The 18,329-nt window shown below is 71.2% G+C and carries 19 protein-coding genes; 11 read left to right on the forward strand and 8 right to left on the reverse strand.

The annotated features are described in order from the left end of the window. The first annotated feature begins 103 nt into the window (after positions 1-103). Complete coding sequence (locus C6W10_RS03915) at positions 104-832, forward strand: GntR family transcriptional regulator (RefSeq protein WP_107256601.1); 729 nt, start codon at positions 104-106, stop codon at positions 830-832. Between the two features lie 53 nt (positions 833-885). Here the strand turns inward: C6W10_RS03915 and C6W10_RS03920 are convergent, their stop codons facing one another. Then, the gene (locus tag C6W10_RS03920; RefSeq protein ID WP_159104455.1) at positions 886-2,964 is read right to left on the reverse strand and encodes a hypothetical protein; all 2,079 of its coding nucleotides are present in this window, start codon (positions 2,962-2,964) and stop codon (positions 886-888) included. 321 nt (positions 2,965-3,285) lie between these two features. Between C6W10_RS03920 and C6W10_RS03925 the strand changes: the two genes are divergently transcribed. The 5 genes from C6W10_RS03925 to C6W10_RS03945 all read left to right on the forward strand — a co-directional run bounded on the left by C6W10_RS03925 (position 3,286) and on the right by C6W10_RS03945 (position 6,042). Continuing rightward, on the forward strand, positions 3,286-4,170 hold the full coding sequence (locus tag C6W10_RS03925; RefSeq protein ID WP_107256605.1) for a helix-turn-helix transcriptional regulator: 885 nt from the start codon (positions 3,286-3,288) through the stop codon (positions 4,168-4,170). After that, positions 4,163-4,366 carry a DUF397 domain-containing protein gene (locus C6W10_RS03930; RefSeq protein WP_107256607.1) on the forward strand — a complete coding sequence of 68 codons (204 nt, stop codon included), beginning with the start codon at positions 4,163-4,165 and terminating at the stop codon, positions 4,364-4,366. Before C6W10_RS03925 ends, C6W10_RS03930 begins: the two co-directional genes overlap by 8 nt. A gap of 347 nt (positions 4,367-4,713) precedes the next feature. After that, positions 4,714-4,974: a hypothetical protein gene (locus tag C6W10_RS03935; protein ID WP_107256609.1), complete on the forward strand. Its 261-nt coding sequence runs from the start codon at positions 4,714-4,716 to the stop codon at positions 4,972-4,974. Further along, positions 4,971-5,630 (forward strand): hypothetical protein, encoded by a 660-nt coding sequence (locus C6W10_RS03940; protein WP_107256611.1) that lies wholly within the window; start codon positions 4,971-4,973, stop codon positions 5,628-5,630. The genes C6W10_RS03935 and C6W10_RS03940 overlap by 4 nt, the downstream gene beginning before the upstream one ends. Next, the gene (locus C6W10_RS03945; RefSeq protein WP_234361604.1) at positions 5,614-6,042 is read left to right on the forward strand and encodes a hypothetical protein; all 429 of its coding nucleotides are present in this window, start codon (positions 5,614-5,616) and stop codon (positions 6,040-6,042) included. The genes C6W10_RS03940 and C6W10_RS03945 overlap by 17 nt, the downstream gene beginning before the upstream one ends. 124 nt (positions 6,043-6,166) lie before the next feature. Here C6W10_RS03945 and C6W10_RS03950 read toward each other — a convergent pair whose 3' ends face one another. Then, positions 6,167-6,619, reverse strand: a complete 453-nt coding sequence (locus C6W10_RS03950; protein ID WP_107256615.1) for a GntR family transcriptional regulator — start codon at positions 6,617-6,619, stop codon at positions 6,167-6,169. Positions 6,620-6,758: 139 nt separating this feature from the next. Between C6W10_RS03950 and C6W10_RS03955 the strand changes: the two genes are divergently transcribed. Beyond that, on the forward strand, positions 6,759-9,047 hold the full coding sequence (locus C6W10_RS03955; protein ID WP_199853853.1) for a DUF6461 domain-containing protein: 2,289 nt from the start codon (positions 6,759-6,761) through the stop codon (positions 9,045-9,047). 36 nt (positions 9,048-9,083) lie between these two features. Further along, positions 9,084-9,911, forward strand: coding sequence for an NmrA family NAD(P)-binding protein (locus tag C6W10_RS03960; RefSeq protein WP_107256617.1), 828 nt, complete (start codon positions 9,084-9,086; stop codon positions 9,909-9,911). A 57-nt stretch (positions 9,912-9,968) separates the two neighbouring features. Here the strand turns inward: C6W10_RS03960 and C6W10_RS03965 are convergent, their stop codons facing one another. Continuing rightward, positions 9,969-10,811, reverse strand: a complete 843-nt coding sequence (locus C6W10_RS03965; protein ID WP_107256619.1) for an ABC transporter permease — start codon at positions 10,809-10,811, stop codon at positions 9,969-9,971. Beyond that, complete coding sequence (locus tag C6W10_RS03970; protein ID WP_199853855.1) at positions 10,808-11,818, reverse strand: ATP-binding cassette domain-containing protein; 1,011 nt, start codon at positions 11,816-11,818, stop codon at positions 10,808-10,810. The genes C6W10_RS03965 and C6W10_RS03970 overlap by 4 nt, the downstream gene beginning before the upstream one ends. Before the next feature lie 85 nt (positions 11,819-11,903). Between C6W10_RS03970 and C6W10_RS03975 the strand changes: the two genes are divergently transcribed. Then, positions 11,904-12,704, forward strand: coding sequence for a TetR/AcrR family transcriptional regulator (locus C6W10_RS03975; protein WP_107256621.1), 801 nt, complete (start codon positions 11,904-11,906; stop codon positions 12,702-12,704). Between the two features lie 157 nt (positions 12,705-12,861). On the opposite strand, the gene C6W10_RS38370 is transcribed toward C6W10_RS03975, so the two are convergent. The 4 genes from C6W10_RS38370 to C6W10_RS04000 form a co-directional block, all read right to left on the reverse strand. Beyond that, the gene (locus C6W10_RS38370) at positions 12,862-13,221 is read right to left on the reverse strand and encodes a helix-turn-helix domain-containing protein (RefSeq protein ID WP_107256622.1); all 360 of its coding nucleotides are present in this window, start codon (positions 13,219-13,221) and stop codon (positions 12,862-12,864) included. Positions 13,222-13,223: 2 nt separating this feature from the next. Then, on the reverse strand, positions 13,224-13,685 hold the full coding sequence (locus tag C6W10_RS38375) for an SRPBCC domain-containing protein (protein ID WP_107256624.1): 462 nt from the start codon (positions 13,683-13,685) through the stop codon (positions 13,224-13,226). A gap of 95 nt (positions 13,686-13,780) precedes the next feature. Next, on the reverse strand, positions 13,781-14,557 hold the full coding sequence (locus tag C6W10_RS03990) for a hypothetical protein (RefSeq protein WP_107256625.1): 777 nt from the start codon (positions 14,555-14,557) through the stop codon (positions 13,781-13,783). A gap of 345 nt (positions 14,558-14,902) precedes the next feature. Then, on the reverse strand, positions 14,903-16,675 hold the full coding sequence (locus C6W10_RS04000) for a glycoside hydrolase family 15 protein (RefSeq protein ID WP_107256629.1): 1,773 nt from the start codon (positions 16,673-16,675) through the stop codon (positions 14,903-14,905). 210 nt (positions 16,676-16,885) lie between these two features. Between C6W10_RS04000 and C6W10_RS04005 the strand changes: the two genes are divergently transcribed. Next, positions 16,886-17,245, forward strand: coding sequence for an STAS domain-containing protein (locus C6W10_RS04005; RefSeq protein WP_107256631.1), 360 nt, complete (start codon positions 16,886-16,888; stop codon positions 17,243-17,245). 72 nt (positions 17,246-17,317) lie between these two features. Beyond that, positions 17,318-18,298, forward strand: coding sequence for a PfkB family carbohydrate kinase (locus C6W10_RS04010; RefSeq protein ID WP_234361605.1), 981 nt, complete (start codon positions 17,318-17,320; stop codon positions 18,296-18,298). The last annotated feature ends 31 nt before the right edge of the window (positions 18,299-18,329 follow it).

Genomic DNA, 18,329 nt, shown 5'->3' on the forward strand with positions numbered 1-18,329 from the left:
CGGGTGGTGCGGGTGCACCCGCTCGGACGTCGATCCGGCGGGTGCCCAGCTACTACACTCCGTACGCCGTAGCTGGCGCGGCGGAGCGAAGAGGTGAGGGTTGATGGCTCGGCGCGAAACCGCGCTACAGACCGCGCAGGTCCAACTGCGCGATCTGATCGGCAGCGAGTTCCGGACCGGTGACAAGCTGCCCAACGAGCGGGAGTTGGCCGAGCGGCTGGCGGTCAGCCGGGCCACCGTACGGGAGGTGCTGGGGCAGCTCGCCGCCGAAGGCGTACTGACCCGGACCTGGGGGGTCGGCACCTTCGTCAGCGAGCCGGCCGAACGGGTGCCGGTGTCGATCGGTGACGTCACCGCGCTGCGGGACCGGATCACCGCCTCCGGGCACCGGCCGGCGTTGCAGGACGCGGCGGTGAGCCGGGCCGAGTGTCCGGACGACTGCGCGAAGATCCTCGGGCTGGACGTCGGCTCACCGGTCTGGCGGGTGGACCGCCTCTTCGCCGTCGACGGCGTCGCGGCGGCCTGGATCCGCGACCACCTGCCGCTGCGGGTCGGCGAGCGTGACCTCGACCCGTCCGGCCTGGTCAGCATCGACCTGGACATGTTCGAGTTCCTGGCCGGCGCGACCGGGATGCCGGTACGCCGGGCCGAGATCGAGTTCGCGGCTGTGCTCGCCGACGAGGCGGCGGTCGACCGGCTCAAGGTGCCGGTCGGGCATCCGCTGGTCAGCGCGACCCAGATCGGCTACAACGCGGAGGGGTTGGCGCTGTTCCACGGGCACATCACGGTCCGGACCGATGTGCTGACCCTGCGGATCACCCGGGGCGCCTGAGCCTCCCCCGCACGCCGAAGCCTCCCGGGTCTCGTAGCGGGAGGGCGTCGGGGTCAGCCAGCGCCCAGACCGAGAGCGGTGAGCCCGGTCGTCAGGTCGGCGGCGCTGACCAGATGACGTAGGGTCCCCTGCTCGCGCACTCCGATCCGGCAGTCGGCGCCGCTGAACCGGACGGTCACCCACTGTCCGGCACGGTGCGCGCCGAGCCGGCGCAGCATCGGCTCCGGGTCGGCGATCGGGTCCGACATCGGCGCCTGCGGCACCGCGATCGGTTGCGCGGGGTCGTCCGGTACCGCCTCGGCCAGCACACTGCCCAGGTAGTCGAGGCCGTAGGCGATCGCCCCGGCCAGCGTCGGCCGGCCCGCCGGCTCGGCCTCCGGCGTCGTAGGTGTCGGGGCGACGGTGAACTCGACGTACCAGCAGACGCCCTGCACGTGTAGTGGGTCGTCGGCGTTGTGCCGGTTGTCGCGTACCGAGACGTCGACCGCCAGGCCGAGGCCGGGGGCGAGCCGGATCAGGTGCGGCAACGGCGGCACCTCGGGTGGTGCGGCCAGCACGATCAGCCGGCCGCCGGGCCTGCCCCGGCCGGACTGGGCGAGGTGCTGGGTCAGCGGCTCGACGCCGGTCACGTGCAGCGTGACGTACCCCTCGCGGAGATCCTGGTCGACCGGCCAGCCGCCGTCGGCCTCGGTGAGGTCTTCCGGTCGTACCCCGAAGGTGCTGGCGTGGGTGGCCAGCCGGAAGCGCTCGGGTAGCTGGACCACCGGCTTGCCGCCGGGCTGGGTCGCGACCAGCGGCGCGGGCGCGGCGACGCCGGCCCGCCAGTTCAGGTGTACGACCTGGTGGTCCAGGTCGGTGAGGGTGACGACCATGCCCTGGAAGATCCGGTGGCTGTCCAGGCAGGTGTGGCAGGTCAGCATCCCGGCGCGCAGGCCGCTGCCGCCGCAACTGGCGCAGTCGGGATCGACCGCGGTGGCGCCGACGGTGCAGTAGCAGGGCCGCAGCCCGTTGCCGGGGTCGCAGGCCGGGCACGGGGTGTGCGCGATCGCGTCGCCGAGCCAGTCGGGGTCGGGTGGTTCCCAGCCCCGCCGCAGCACCTCGGTGCGGCGTCGCAACAGCTGGCCGGTCTCCCGCTCGACCAGCCGTTCGGTCCGGTCGGCGACCCGCAGGCTGCTGTACCACCAGCGCCCGTCCCGCCAGATCGCGCAGGCGCCGGGCAGCGGCTCCCCGGTGCGCAGCTCGGCACACTCGGAAACCACCCGACGCTCGACCTGGTCGAGGTCCCGGACGGGCCGTGCCGGGTCGGGCGCCGGCTCGACCGAAGGGACGAGGTACCGGGCCGGCGCGGCCAGGCCGCGCGCCGCGATACCGGAAATCGCGGACGAGACGGTCACGGTGCAGAGCGCCTCGGTCAGGCTGTACGCCGTTCCGCGTCGGGTCGCCGGCACCGCCGCCCCGGGTACGTCGAAGCGGATGTCCCAGAGCAGATCGTCGTGGCCGTGGCACAGCCGGCGTGCCTCCAGCACCAGGTCGAGGCAGAGCCGGTCGGCGAGGTCGCAGAGCTGGCCGAGCCGCCGCTCCGGGACGACCGCCGGCGGGGCGATGCTGCGGCCGAGGTACACCTGCCAGCTCTCGCCGGGGTGGCCGGCGATAGCTCGGATCTCCAGCGCCAGCCGCTGGTCGTCGGGTAGCTCGGGACTCCACTCGCGGGGCAGCAGCACGGCCGACCCGTCGCCCGACTGCCCATGGCAGTCCGACCAGGTGGCCGCGCCGACGGATTCGGCCAGCTCGTCTACCAGCGGTTTCAGTGGCAGATGCCAACCGCCGCCGGGCGCCGGCCGGGGCGGCACCGTGCCCGGGACGACACTGGCCGAGGAGACCTCGCCAGTGTCCACGTTGGCCACGGTCAGCACGAGCTGCGCCCGCCGCTCGCCGCGCTGCCCGCACCGATGGCAGGCGGTCGCGACCTGTCCGACGCCGCGACACACCTGGCATTCCTGGTACGGCTCGCGGGGTGCAGGATCGTCGGTGACCAGGATTCGGTTGCCGTAGCCGACGCAGAGGCAGGCGCCGACCGTGAATGTCAGCCCGTCGCAGCTCGGGCAGGTGATCACCACGGCCCGGCCGGTCATCGGCCCGCCCGCCACTGCCCGGTCTGGAGTGAGCCGTCGGTATCGCGATCGGGTCGGTGGCGGTAGGTGGAATGAATACGACAGAGATTTGCGCGCACGGCGGCATCATCCTTTCGCCGAGGATTGTTGATCAGCGCGGCGACCCAGTCGGAAACTGTATGGACGGTCGCTCTCGAAGGCCATCTTGTAGCGTGTGACGGGTGGGTGGCAACGAATTCTCGCGAGAAATCGCCATCGCCTGTTGACTTATTTTTGGTCAACGGATAGACGTTTTATCGGAGGCGGCAGGATGTTGCAGAATCGAACGCGGGGAGTGATCAAATGACCGAGGACATGGGTTCGACCGTGCCGCGCCGCCAGCTCGGCCGAACGCTCAAGCAGCTCCGCACCGAGGCCGGGGTGACCCTGGACGCAGCGGCCGACGCCCTGGAGTGCAGCCGACAGAAGGTCTGGCGGATCGAGAGTGGACTCGGCGTCGTCCGCTCGCTCGACGTCAAGGCGATGTGCGCGCTCTACGACGTCAAGCCGGAACTGGTCGGCGCCCTGGTCGGGCTGGCCACCCAGACGAAGGCCAAGGGCTGGTGGCACGCGTACGGCGACGCCATCCCCGAGTGGTTCGAGCTGTACGTCGGCTTGGAGTCTGTGGCCTCGCGACTGCGCTTCTTCAAGAACACGCTGATACCGGGCATCGTCCAGACCCGTGGATACGCCTCAGGGATGTATGGCATCGACCAGCCGGAGATGAGCGACGAAGATCGGGAGCGCGCCGTCGAGGTGCGACTGCAACGGCAAAGCCTGCTGACCCGGCGCCTGCCGCCCGCGCCCAACGTGGAGATGGTCCTCTCCGAGGCGGTGCTGCTGCAGCCAGTCGGTGACCGGTCCGTAATGGTCGAACAGCTCCAACACATGATCGAGGTAGCTGACCTGCCCAACGTCTCGGTTCGAGTGCTACCGCTGGCTGCCGGTCCACACCACGGCACCGTGGCGGGTGAGTTCGTCCTGCTCGACTTCCCGTCCGGTAACCGCAATACGCCCGAGCCACCGATCGTCTACAGCGAGTCACTGACCGGAGCCCTCTACCTCGACCGCGCAGCCGAATACGCCGCCTACGAGAAGGTCTGGGCCAGCCTTAGCCGGCTGGCGCTGGATGAGGGACAATCGAAGAACCTGATCAACAAATTCATCGGGGAGCTAACCCATGGTTGACCTGACCGACGCCGAGTGGCGCAAGAGCAGCCGGAGCGCTGGCAACGGTGGCGAGTGCGTCGAGGTCGCCGACAACCTGACACACGTCGTCGCCGTGCGCGACAGCAAGGACCAGGCCGGGCCGGTCCTCGCCTTCTCGCCGTACACCTGGTCCGCCTTCGTCTCCGGAGTCAAGACCGCCAGCATCGTCCGCTGACCGATTCGCTCCAACCAGGGCCCTCGGCCTTCGGCCGGGGGCATCTGCTGTTCTCCCCATTCCCGAAGCGCAGGACCTGACCTAGTCGGACGTTCAAGTCTCTCAGCCCATGCTGTCGGCTCCAGGGCAGCGACCGATCGATCACACCCGATAGGGTCCGGCCATCGGCCAGACGTGGAGCTTGACTCGGGTCGTGTCTCGACGGCTCGCGCCGGTGGCTATACGACGACGGCGATCTGGAGGACCAGCGTGGCCAGCAAGGATGGCGTGAGGGTGGCAGTCGCACGAGCGGCCGAACAGGTCAGCGGCACCGTACCCCAGACCACCGGCTGATCCGGGGGCAGTCAGTGACGATCGATGAGGTCAAGGCCACCCTCCGCGCCGGCATCGAGGCAATCGAGCGTAGCCGCTCCACATTCGAGCAGGCTGCCTCCGACGCCGCCGAAGCCATCGCGCGTGCCCACCAGCTCCTGCACGACAGTCAGGATGGCGAAGTCCAGAAGGTGCGGAAGAACCTGACCGAGGCGGAGAGCGAGGTGAGGCCGACCGTCGGCCGATTCCTCGCCGCCGAGGGCAACGCCACGTCCTACCTCGCCGACCTCGGATGACCGGCAGCGTCGGCGATGTCGTCGCCCAGTTGCTTGCCGTGCTCCGAAGCCTGGACGCCGCCGCCGTCACCGCATTGCGTGCCCAAGCCGACGCCGACCAGGCCGAAGCACACTTCACCGAGGTCGCCAGGGGCACCAACCACAACCACATCCGTCAGGCCGTCACGGCCAGCCACACCGCGAGCGAGAAGGCCGCCCGGTACGCCCGGCTCCTCGCGAAGGCAAACGAGAGCCTGACCACCTACATCAACAAAATCGCACCAGGCTCAACCCCCACCCACCAGGCCGCCGAAGCCGCAGCACCGTCGGGCGAGCGACTCGCGGCCGAAGCGGAGAGTGCTGGGAGCAGAGCGGAGACCTTCCTTCGGAGGCATGTGAAGAAGGCTGACGACACCGAGGATGCGCTCAAGCAGACCGAGCAAGCCGTCACGACTGGTGTCAAGGAGATGTTCGGCGGTTTCAAAGGCGGGCCAGGCACGACCGGCACCCCAGGTTCGACCACACCGAGCACCAACGCGCCGGTCGAACGGCCGCAGTTGGAACATCCGGTTACGGCCGTCATCATGGCTGCTGGCGCAGTTGTAGTTGGAGTCCGGGCAATGTGGAAGACAGGCAAGAGGCACCGCGAGAGGAAACGCCATGACGATCAGCCCTGAGATGGTCGAATACATCCGCACGATGGTGAAGGGCGACCACGCGGCCAACGACCGGATCGAGGCCGAGCTGGATGCGCAGGGATGGGATGACTTCCCGACCTTGCTCGGCGCTGTCTTCTACTTTGCGGTCAACCGGCGCTTCAACGCGAGCACGACGGCAGGCGAGGTCATGCTGTTTGTTGCGGAGATGCGGGCTGCCGCACCCGCCGGAGCGCCAAAGATCGACGCGAACGCTGCGGAAAGTTTGGTCCGAGCCGCCCTCGACCCAAGTCTCGACCTTGACGTCGACCCCCAGATGGCCGGTCGCATCCAAGGACTAGCCATCCTGCACCTTCTCGGCGGCCGGCACACCACCGACAAGGATCTGGATGACCTGCTGGCGAACGCCGTCGAGGCCGCGGAGCGGGCCTGAAGATCAGCCTGATCACGCTGGACCACACACTGCGGGAGAGCGGCGTCGGGCGGTCCGACTCACGTTGCACCTGGAGATCGTGCTACTTCAGGGAAACAGTGCCCTCCGACGCCGAGCGAAGGCACTACTTCCCTGAAGTAGTACGACCTTTCCCGGAAGTAGTACGACCTCCTCCGGCCGACGTCCGGGTACCCGTGGTCAATGCCGCCTGGACGATCCGGATGGCCTCGTCCGGGTCAATGCCGAGGCTGGCGACCACGGCCGCGTACTCGGCGGCGGCGCGTCGTACCCGTTCGCGCCCCTGCGCGCCGGCCGCCGACACGAAGGAGCCCGCCCGCCCCCGGGTCTCGATCAGCCCAGCCTCCTCCAGCTCCCGATAGGTCCTGGCCACCGTGTTGGCGGCCAGACCGAGATCGGTCGCGAGCTGGCGGATCGGCGGCAGGCGGGTACCCACGACCAGGGCATGATCCTGGATCTGCCGGGCGAGCTGTGCACGCAGCTGCTCGAACGGCGGGACCGTCGACGCCGTGTCGATGACTATCCCTGGTACCGCGTCCAGCGCGCCCCTTCCCACCATGCCTCCACTGATGTAGCAACCGTTGTAGCAGGACAATACGCCATAATCCGCAGCGCGACCGGCGAAGGATCGGCGACCAGCCGTGAGATGAGTCATTGGTTAGAATGCGCCGTCCGCTACGGGGAGGACGCGAGACGCTGTGGTCGAGGTTCCTGACGAAATCGTCGATGTTCCTGACGAGGTTCTGGCGGAGTTGGCCGGAGCGGTCGCCGCCGGGTTGCCGCTGCTCGTCGCCCGCGTGCCGCCGACACCGGCGGCCGAACTCGGTCGGCTGCGGGCGATGGCCGACGACGACGTCTGGCCGATCCGCGAACCGACCGCCCCGCACCTGGCGTTCGCCGGGATCCCTTCCGGCGGTCGGGCCCGAGCCTTCGCCGGGGTTCGTTCCGGCGGCCGGGCCGGGGCGAGCCGCTCGCCGGTACAGGACGCACTGGGCACACTGCCGGCGTTGCTGACCGAACGCCTGCTCGGTGCGCTGGAACTGGCCGTTGCGGAGCTGGACCTGACCGGCGCCCCGGACCTGACCGGCTTTCTGCCGGAGCCGTTCACCGGCAACGTCGCCATCGCCACCATGGGCGGGCAGAGCGAGGCGGTCAGCGGTGCCGCCCTGCTGGGGCAGATCCGGCCCGGTGCCGTACCGCTGGTCGTCGTGCTGGCCCGCCGGCTGGCCGCGCATCCGCTGGTGTCTCTGCGGCTGGAGGTCGCGCCCGACATCACCGACGAGTCCGCTGTCGCTGCCGCACACGGCGCGGCATGGCTCGGGCTGGCCGTGGCCACCGCCGCCGCCGTCCTGCCCCGGGTGGGCATCCCCCGCTGGGCCACGGCGCCACCGGCCGTGCTCGGCGTCGGGATCGGCACGGCGGTACTGCTGCTGCGCGACACCCCGATGCCGCCCGGTTACGCGGCGGCGGTCCTGGCCCGGGCCAGGGCGGAGTACCTGCTGCCCTGCCGGTCCAGCGGATCGGTGCCGGTGTCGGGACACCGGTTCGCGCTGCTGGAGGGCGATCAGGTTCCGGAGGTCGGTTTCGGCGGCAACGGGCTGGTGACCGTCGTCCCGGGCGGCGCGGTGATCCGCACCGGTGCCGAGAGCGGACACGTCCGGCTGCTCCTGACCATCCTGGACGGACCGCCGCCGGAGGTCGCGACCGGTTGGGAGGAGATCGTCGAGGTCAGCTGGCGGGCGGCCGTCGGCGGCGCCTCGGTGATCGGACCCGACTCGGGTGAGCCGGGGCTGCGCCGGGCCACCCCACCATGGCCGGGCGACTACCGGCTGCGGGTACACGCCCGGGGCAGGGACGACACCGACGAACCCGACCGTGAGTACTACGAACTCGTGGTGTGGCAGGCACCCAGCGCACCCGAAATCGTGTACGCCCGCACCGACCGGCTCGGCCACCGGCTGCGCGGCGAACCCGAACCCGTGCGCCCCGAACGGCCGGAGGCCGCCTACCGGTGGGTGCGCCGCAGCGCCCTCGCCGAGGCCGCCACGGTCACGGTGGTGACCGGGGCGAGCGCCGACGAGGTGCTGCGCGCCTTCGGTGCGGACCCGGACCGGCCGGAGTCGCTGCGGTCCATCGGCGAGGAGCTGATGAGCCGGCAGTCGATCGATCCGTGGGTCGCGGTACTGGATGTCGGCGATGCCGTGGTCGCCGTCGAGTACAACGGCTGGCAGGGTTCGACCGAACCCGTGCTGACCCGGGCCTCCGCCAGCGGGCGGGCCGCCAGCATGTACTGGAACGTCAACGCGCTGACCCGGCTGTCGTTCGCCGAACAAGGCGAGGTGCTGCTCTCGGTGGAGCCGTTCGGCGCGATCGAGGCGCCACCGCCGGTCGCCGTGACGCTCGCCGACCTCGACTTCGCCGACCACCACCGTGGCAAGCGGCTGATGGGGCTGGTCGCGGTGGAGCGGTTCACCGGCCACGGCATCACCGCCGAAGCCCTGGCCCGGATCGAGGCCGCCGACGTCGCCTTCCGGATCGTGCCGGACCTACCGACGCTGTACCCACGCCGGTCGGGACCCGGTGACCTGCTCGCGGACGTCGCCGAGACGCTGACCGGACTACCCGAACCGCAACTGCGGGACCTGGCCTGGCAGGTCGCCGCAGAGGCCGCCCGGTACGCCGGCATCGGCGCCGACCCGGACATCGTCGCCAGCATCGCCGCCCGTGCCCTGACCACGGACGCGCACCTGCGCGCCCGCCGATCCCAACTCAACGACGGAACGCACCGATGGGTCTGGCTCACCCTGCACCGGGCGACGAATCCGGACCCTGTCGCAGCGGTCATCGACACCGTCGACGCGGCCCGCTACGCCGCCGGCCCGCACGCGGCGGACCTGCTCGCCGAGGCCCGGACCCGGATCGCCGAAGCCCGATCCGGTGCCGGCGGACCCGGGTGCGACGACATCCTTGACGTCAAGCGCGGTTGAGCTTCTAGCGTCGTCGGCGACGAGAGGGGTGCGACTATGACGACGCTTGTTACCGGGGCCACCGGCAACACCGGACGACACGTGGTGGCAGAACTCGTCCGCCGGGGAGAACGAGTCCGGGCCCTGACCCGGAATCCGGCCGCTGCCACCGGCAGGTTTCCGGCCGAGGTGGAGCTGGTGGCCGGTACGCACACCATGCCGGAGAGGTTGGACGCCGCCCTCGACGGCGCCGACCGATTGCATGTCACGGTGACGACGGGGCTCGCCGAGGTCGGACCGGAGTTGGTTCGACGTGCGGTCGCCGCGGGGGTGGAGCGGATCACCGTGCTGTGGGGTGGCGAGGTGGGGCCGGTCGAGCGGGCTGTGGCGGACTCGGGTGTGGGATGGACACGCCTGGAACCGCAGGAGTTCATGTCCAACACGTTGACCTGGGTCGAATCGATCCGGGCCGAAGGGGTCGTGCGCGAGCCGTACGACTTTCCCAGTGCGCTGGTCCACGAAGCCGACATCGCGACAGTGGCTGCGGTGGCACTGCTCGACGACGGCCATGCGGAGCGTGTGTACAACCTGACCGGACCCGAAGCGCTGACGACGCGCGAACGGATCGCGATCCTGTCCCGGGCCATCCACCGCGACATCACCTTCGTCCCGATCACGCATGAACAGGCCGTCGACAGGCTGATCGCCACCGGCGTACCTCGGGCGGAGGCCGAATACGTCGTCGGCTGGTACGCCGCTCCCGACGAGGCCGCCAGGACCGTCGTGGACACCGTCGAGCAGGTGACCGGCCACCCGGCACGCACGTTCGCGCAGTGGGTGGCCGAGCACGCGGAGAGGTTCCAGGCGCCGGTCGAGCCCGGCTAGCTGTGCGAGCCAGCCAGACCGACCGGGCGGGCCGGGTGGCGGTGGCGGCGCTGGCGATCAGCGGCCGAGGCGCTGGTACTGGCGTACGGCCAGCGGGAGGAAGATCGCCGTGATGACCGCCGGCCAGAGTACGGCGGTGGTGACGGCGTGCTCCTCGATCCAGTACCCGCTGGCCACGGCGGGAGACTCGAAGAGTTCCCGGATCGCGCCGGCGGTGGAGGAGACCGGGTTCCAGGCGGCGACCGCGCCGAGCCAGCCGGGCATCAGGTCCGGTGGTGCGAAGACCGAGGAGACCATGCCGAACGGGAAGGCGAGCGCGAAGAGGTTCCCGGCCGCCTCGGTGTTCTTCAGCATCAGCCCGAGTTGGATTCCGACGAAGATCAGGGCCGTACGCAGCCACAGCAGCAGCGCGAAGGCGGTCAGGGTCGCGGCGAGGCTGCCTCCGGGACGCCAGCCGAGCACCAGCGCGATGACGACCAGGATGGCCAGGTCCACCGTGGCGTGGATGACGTCGGCCAGGCCGCGTCCGGTGACCACCGCGGACGAGGCCATCGGCATGGAGCGGAAGCGGTCGATGAAGCCCCGTTCCTTGATCATGGCGACGGCGAAGGCGGTGTTCATGAAGCCGAAGGCCATGGTCATGGCGAAGAGACCGGGCATGGCGAACTCCAGGTAGCCGGCGCCGGCCCCCTGCCCCGAGACGTCCATGGCGCTGCCGAAGACGTAGACGAACATCAGCACCATGACGATCGGGAAGCCGAGCTGCCAGGCGAAGTTGGAGGGCTGCCGGACGAGGTGCACCATCTCCTGGATCAGGATGGTCCAGCAGTCGACGACCGCCCACTTGAGTCGGCTGCCGAGGGTGTCGGTGGTCTCCGGTGCGAGAGGGATCGTCGTCATCTGCTGGCCTCCAGCTGCGCGGTCGGGCGGATCGTGCCGGTCTGCGTGTCGGCGCCCCGGCGTTCCTCGGTCAGGTGCAGGAAGGCCTCGTCCAGGGTGGGGCGGCGCAGCCCCAGGTCGGCCACGGCGATGCCCCGCTGGCGCAGCTCGGCGGCGACCTCGGTCAGCGCGGCCACGCCGTTGTCCACCGGCACGCTGACCGCGAGTACACCCTCGTCCACCGTGGCCGTACGTCCGGCGGCGGCGACCTTTGCCACGAGGGTGCGGATCGTCGGCAGGTCGGCCGGTTCGGCGGCGACGATTTCGAGTCGTTCGTTGCCGATCCGGCGCTTCAACCCGTCCGGGGTGTCCTCGACGACGTTCCTGCCGTGATCGATGACGCCGATCCGGTCGCAGAGCCGATCGGCCTCGTCGAGGTAGTGGGTGGTGAGCACTACCGTGGTGCCGCGCGAGGCGAGGTCTCCGACCGCCTGCCACACCTCGCGCCGCCCGGCCGGGTCCAGCCCGGTGGTGGGCTCGTCGAGGAAGAGCACGTCGGGCGCGAGGATCATGCTGGAGGCGAGGTCGAGCCGGCGGCGCATCCCGCCGGAGAACTTCTTCGGGGTCTTGTCGGCGGCGTGGGAGAGGCCGAACTGGTCCAGCAACTCCTGGGCGCGTTGCCGGGCGGCGGCGGTGCCGATGTGGAACAGCCGGCCGAACATCACCAGGTTCTGCCGGGCGGTGATGTTGTCGTCGACCGCCGTGTTCTGCCCGGTCAGGCCGATGCGGCGGCGCACCAGGCGGGGCTCGGTCCGTACGTCGTGGCCGGCGACCTCGGCACGGCCGCCGTCCGGGCGGAGCAGTGTGCACAGGATGCGTACGGCGGTGGTCTTGCCGGCGCCGTTGGGGCCGAGCAGGCCGTAGACCAGACTGCGCGGCACGGCGAGGTCGAGCCCGGCCAGTGCCTGGGTGTCGCGATATCGCTTCTGTAGGCCCTCGGTGACGACGACGTGGCCGGAACTGGGCACGGAAAACCCCCTAGACTGGGTACGGTGTACGGAGATTAGCGTACGCCGTACCCAGATCACAACCGACTTGTAAGATGACCGCACCATGACGAGCGAGCTCAGCCCCACGGAGCAGTTGCGACGCAGCATCGACCTGCTCTGGGGCGGCACCGAGCGCCCCGCCCGTGGACCGAAACCGACGCTAACCCTGGACCGGATCGTGGACGCGGCGATCGCCGTCGCCGACCGGGACGGCACCGCCGCCATCTCCATGCGGCGGGTGGCCGGCGAGCTCGGGGTCGGCGCGATGACCCTCTACCGGTACGTCCCCGGCAAGGCGGAACTCCTCGCGCTGATGCTGGACCGGGTCAGCGGTCCGGGCGAGGAGGCGGTTCGGGCCGCCGAGAAGGGCTGGCGGCAACTGCTGACGGCGGTGGCCCACGACTCGTACCGACTGCACCTGGCGCACCCCTGGCTGCTACAGGTCAACTGGACCCGCCCGGTGATGGGCCCGAACAGTCTCGCCGGGGCGGAGATCGTCGTCGCCGCGCTGGCCGACCTCGGTCTCACCAGCCAGGAGCGGATCAGCGTGATGGTCACGCTCGACGGCTTCGTCACCGGCTACGCCCGGCATCGGATCCTCTACGACGCGGCAGCCGAGGAGACCGGGGTCAGCGACGAGGAGTTCTGGAGCCAGCATCTGCCGGTGCTGGAGCGCGCCATGACGTCGGGCAACTATCCGGCGATGGCCGCACTCGCCGAGGACGCGTTCGACGCCGGGTGGGACGAGACCTTCGAGTTCGGCCTGAGCTGCCTGCTCGACGGCTTCGCCACGTTCTTCGCCGCCCGCCGCTCGAACCCGCCGGCCGGTACGACCGGGACCGATCGGTCCGCCGGTTGCCCGTGACATCCTCGGGCGACCCCGGCATCACGTACGCGACCGCCGGCCACCTGCCGACCGCAGGATCGGCATCGCCGGCACACCACCCCGACTCCGGTGGCCCGGGGCTCGTGGGTGTACCGAGCCCCGGGCCACGGTGAGCGGGTCGCCTCCGCATTCCCGGCTACCGTCGCTGCTGCCCGGTGCCGTGCTCCGCGTCCCCGCCGCGCTGGATCGTCTCGGCGATCCGCTTGATGCGCCGGAGGCGGGAGTCCCAGGCGGCACCGACGTCGGCTAGCTGGGCGACGGCGCGGGCGAGCTGATCCTGATCGACGCGGAACTGCTTCTCGCGGCCGGCGGCCGTGGCGTGCACCAGGCCGACCCGGTGGAGGACGACGAGGTGCTTCGCCACCGCCTGCCGGGTCACCGGCAGGTGCTCGCTCAGGCTGGTCGCCGTACCGCCGCCCTCGCTCAGCAGCAGGTCGAGCATCCGGCGCCGGGTCGGGTCGCCGACCGCCGACCAGAGGTCGTCGTCGACCGTCACGCCTACGCCCCCGCCCCGACCTTCGCCGCGTACGTCGGCAGGCGCGGCAGGTAGAAGTCCCAGCCGGTGACGTGCGCGGAGTACTCCGCGACGACCTTGGCCTCGTCCCAGCCGCGCTCGCGGAAGCCGCTCTCGGTCATCCGCAGCAGCGTCCCCGTGCCGGCGGGTTCGAGCTCGAAGACGACCAGGAAGGAGTTGCCCGGACCGGCCACCTCGCCCTCGGCGTGGGTCCACCGGAACGAGAAGAGCCGCGACGGTACGGCGTCGACGACGGTGAACTGCTCCCAGGTGCCGTCCTGCGACACGTCCCCGAAGCCGATCCGCCCCGCTCCCCCGGGCACGGCCGGGAACTCCGCCTCGTCCGGCCACCACCCGCGCAGATGCTCTGGACTGCTCACCACGTCGAAGACGACCTCGGGCGAGGCTTCGATGTGGATCTCTCGTTCGATCGTTCCCAGTTCCATGCTCGTCACCCTCTCGCAACGTTTGGTTGCACGTCAGGTTAGCGGACCCACCGGACATGCGCAACCGTTGGTTGCATGACGGCCGCCCCGTCGGCTCAGCCGCCCGACCGCGGCACCCACCGGTCGCCGAGGGCGTCGTGCAGGAACAGCAGCACCGCACCGACCAGGATCGCCGCGAGAACGCCGAGGCCGAACCCGAGAGCGCCCCGGTCCCGCCGCTCGCCGCCGCCGAGCATGCCGACCGGCGCCGTCGACCGCGACCACGGGCGGTCCCGGCCCAACCAGAAGAGCAACCCGAGACCGTACGGTGCGATTGCCACCAGCCAGAACCAGAACCACCGGGTGCCGTGTACCGGGGCGGGCCCGGCGCCGAGAACACCGAGGAAAACGGCGCCGAGGAGCAGGCCCAACCCGGTGACGGCGGCGGCTCCCAGCGGGTGGACGTCGCCGGCCCGGTGCTCCAGGCCGGCCGCCCGGAGGTGCTGGGCGATGCCGACGGCGCCCGGTCCGGAGTAGTCCGCCGGCTCGACGGTCCCGCCGAGGCTCACCTGATCGAACCTTCCGGTGTCGGTCCAGTGCACCCGGCCGTCGGGCGTCCGCCACACGAACAGCGGACCGAGGGTGCCGGAGGCATGCAGGGTGGGAGCGTGGAACCACGGCAGTGGATCGACATCCCAGCCGTCGCCCCACTGGTACGCGCTCACCCGGCCGTCCAGCACGTCCGCCCTCGCCCGGTCGTAGCTCTGCTCCCGGGGCGCCGCCCACCAGGCCGTGCCCGCCGCGAGCAGCCAGAGCAGGACCAGCGCGAGCCGCAGCGGACCCCACCAACGCCAGGTCGGCGCGGCCGACACGACCGGCGCGTTCTGCCTCATGGACACATCGTCCCAGCACGCGAGCCGGGACGAGTGCCACCGCTCTGCGTCGGGTACCAGACTCTCCGACCGGGGGCATCGGAGGGAGTGACCGCATGAGCAGGGTACCCAGGGCCGTCCAATGGCTGCTCCTGGCCGCTATGACGTGCACGTTCGTGGGCCAGGTCCTAACTGGATTCGGCCGACCGGTCAACGTCGTCGCGGCATGGTTGTCGGGCGTCCTCGCGCTCTGGTGCGCCGCCAGCCTGTACGTCGGTCGCCGGGACCGTCCCACCCGGTGAACGACCGGCCGGAACCGGTGACGTACCGCCGCTGTGGACCTGCGGGCCGAAGGTAGCGCGAGGTTCAGAGGAAGCCGGGCCTGGTGAGCCGCCAGGCCGCTCCGATGAGGCCGACGTGTGACAGCGCCAACGGAGTGTTGCCGAGGTGCGCGCCGGTGCGCGGGTCGATCTCCTCGGCAAAGAGTCCGAGGTCGTTGGCGAGGGCGGCGGTGCGTTCGAAGAGCGCGACGGCACGCTCGGTCTCGCCCGCCATCGCCAGGCACTCGACCAGCCAGAACGTGCACGCCACGAAGCCGGCCGGATCGTCCGGCCAGCGCCGGACCAGGCCCTCGGTGCTGAGGCCGGTCGCGATGGCCTCGATCGTCGCCCGCATCCTGGGATCCGTGGCCGCCACCATCCCGGTGCCGGGCAGCACCAGGACGGAGGCGTCCAACTCTGCCGAGCCGAGCACCCCGGTGTAGGCGCCGACCCGCTCGTTCCAGCCGTCCCGCAGTACCGTGCTCCGGATCTCGTCGCGGACGGCGGCCCACCGCTCGGCGTCGGCACGCGGGCCGAGGATCGGGGCGAGCTTCACCGCACTGTCCAACGCACCCCAGCAGAGCGCCTTCGACGCCAGGTAGTGCCGCCCGGGACCGCGTTCCTCCCACATGCCGGAATCCGGTTCCCGCCAGTGGGTGGCCTGCTCGGCCAGGCCGACCAGCAGCGCCTTGGACTCCTCCGACAGCTCACCCAGCGCGTCACGGAGCAGGTACGCGCTGAGCAGTACCCCGGGTACGTCGTGCTGCCGCTGCCGCCAGGCGTCGTTGCCGACCCGGACCGGCCGGCTGTCGGCGTACCCGCGCAGGTGGTCGAGGGAGTACTCGGAGAGGTCCCGCTCGCCGGCCACCCCGTACATGATCGGCACCGGCTCGTCACCGGTGCGCCCCGCCGAACGGGCCGCCCAGCCGAAGAGCCGCCCCGTCTCCTCCGGACACGTGGTCACCCAGAGCGCCCGCATGGTCAGGAAGAAGTCCCGCAGCCAGGCGTACCGGTAGTCGTAGTTGTCGGCACCGCCGAGCCGCTCCGGCAGCGACGTGGTGACCGCCGCGACCACCGCCCCGCTGGGCCGGTAGGTCAGGCCCTGCACCACCAGCGAACTGCGCCGCACCGACTCGGGATAGCGGCCGTGGTAGGGGTGCAGGTCCCGGATCACCCGCCACGCCTCGACCGTCTCCGCGAGCGCCGACACCGGCTCCAGGTGCCGTGGCGGCGGGCCGTAGGCCGGCGCGGAGACCAGGTCGAACCCGAGCACCTGACCGGCGACCACGTCGAACTCGGCGTGCGCCCGGCCGTGCGCACACGCCAGCGGCACCGGGCTGCGCAGGGCCAGGGTCAACGGGCCGGCTTCGGCCAGTACCTCGTCGCCGCGACAGTGCAGGTACGGAACGACGAGCCCGTACTCCGGCCGCGGCACGTACTCGCAGCGCATCCGTACCCGGCCGGCCAGTCCCTCGACGACCCGGGCCAGCAGCATCGGGGAGTTCTGCCCGAGTTCGTGCCCGCGCGCTCCGGGCTCCGCGACCAGACCCTCGGTGACCGCGACCTCGCCGCCTCTGGTGTGGTGGACGGTCCGCAACACCAGCGAGTCGTCGAGGTAGGCCCGCTCCGCCTGCCCGCCCGTCCCGTCCGCCGGGCAGATCCGCCAGTGGCCGGCGTCCGGATCCAGCAGCCGCCCGAACACCGACGGCGCGTCGAACCGGCCCGGGCACCACCAGTCGACCGAGCCGTCCCGGCTGACCAGCGCCGCCGACGCGCAGTCGGAGAGCAAACCGTAATCGGCGATCGCCGCCTCGGACATTCCGCGCGACTACCCGGTTTCGGCCCGGTTAGTGGTCGGGGCGGAGGGCCGGGCCCGGGACGCGTCTCCCCCGGCGCCGCCAAAAATCGGCACGGACCGTCATGATCGGGCACGGGCGTCGATCCGGCATAGTGGGTTCGGATCGGGGTCGACGGGGAACCAAGCGCCGACCTGCGCGTCACCGGTCACGGCAGGTGTCATTATGATGCGATGACGGACGGAAGGTGGGAGATGTCCCCGGATCTCGAATCCACCGCCGCCGAGCTGTCCTTGACGGTGGTACGCGACGGCGCCGAGGTCCGGGTAGCAGCCGACGGCGAAGTCGACATGAGCACCGCCGACAGCCTACGGGACTGTCTGGACGAGCTGCTGGACCAGAAGCCGGAGAAGGTCGTGGTCGACCTGGCCGGCGTCACCTTCCTGGACTCCAGCGGTATCGCCACTCTCGTCCGTGCCTACAACCGCGCGATCAACCAGGGTGCCGGGCTGAACGTGGTGAACTGCCAGGCGAACGTTCGCCGGGTCCTGGAGCTGACCGGCCTGCTCGCCGTCATGACCGAGGGCACCTGAGCCGGCGGGCCGGTCACGTCCCAGGTTCGCCCGGTCGAGTAGCCCGGGCCGGTTCTGGGTAGCTGGACGTCCGTGAGCGCTATCCCGCAGGTTCTGGTGATCGGACAGCTGGCCCGCGATCTCGTACTGGTGGTCGACCGGATGCCCCCGGCCGGCAGCGCCGCCGACGTCCGGTACCGGCGCGAGCTGCTCGGCGGGAAGGGCGCCAACCAGGCGGTCGCGCTGGCCCAGCTCGGCGCGCGGCCGATCCTGCTCGCCGTGGCCGGCGACGACCGGGTCGGCGACGATCTGCTGGCCCAGGCGCGTCGGGACGGTGTCGACGTGTCGCAGGTACGCCGTCGGGTCGGAACCCCCACCGGGCTGATCGTGGAGGCGCTGGACGCCGACGGTGGCTGGCGCTACCTGCAACACCTGCCCGACGAGATGCTGCTGACCGAGGCGGACGTGCTGGCGGCCACCGAGGCGTTCGCCGCCGACGCCGTACTCGTGCAGCTCCAACAGCCACCGCAGGCGGCGCTGGCGGCGGCGCGGCTCGCCCGGGAGGCGGGCCGGCTGCTCGTACTCGACGGGGCCCCGGCCGACGACGAGCACCGCCGGCCGCTGCTGGCCGCCGCCGACGTGCTGCGGGCCGACGACCGGGAGACCGGGCTGTTGACCGGCGTCTCCGCCGACGACCCGGGGCAGGTCCGCGCCGCCGCCGAGAAGCTCCTGCACGCCGGCCCCGGTCTGGTCGTGCTCGGCCTCGGGCCGGCGGGAAACCTCTTCGTCTGGGCGGACCGTCGCTGGGGCCAGGGACATCTGCTGGTGCCGCTCACCGAGGAGCGGGTCGTGGACACCACCGGCGCGGGAGACGCCCTGACCGCCGCCCTCACCGTGGCACTGCTCCGCGGCGATCCGCCACCGGACGCGGCCCGGTATGCGGTGGCCGCCGGCGGAGCCAGCGTCGGGCATCCCGGTGGCCGCCCGGCGCTCGACGGCAGCACGCTGCGCAACCGGGTGCCGGGGCTCGACCCCGAGCCGGGCGGGGACCCGCGGATCGGCGGGCCGGCGTGACCGTCGAGACCGGCCCCACCAGCGGACGACG

This window comes from Plantactinospora sp. BB1, assembly GCF_003030385.1.
Lineage (GTDB): Bacteria > Actinomycetota > Actinomycetes > Mycobacteriales > Micromonosporaceae > Plantactinospora.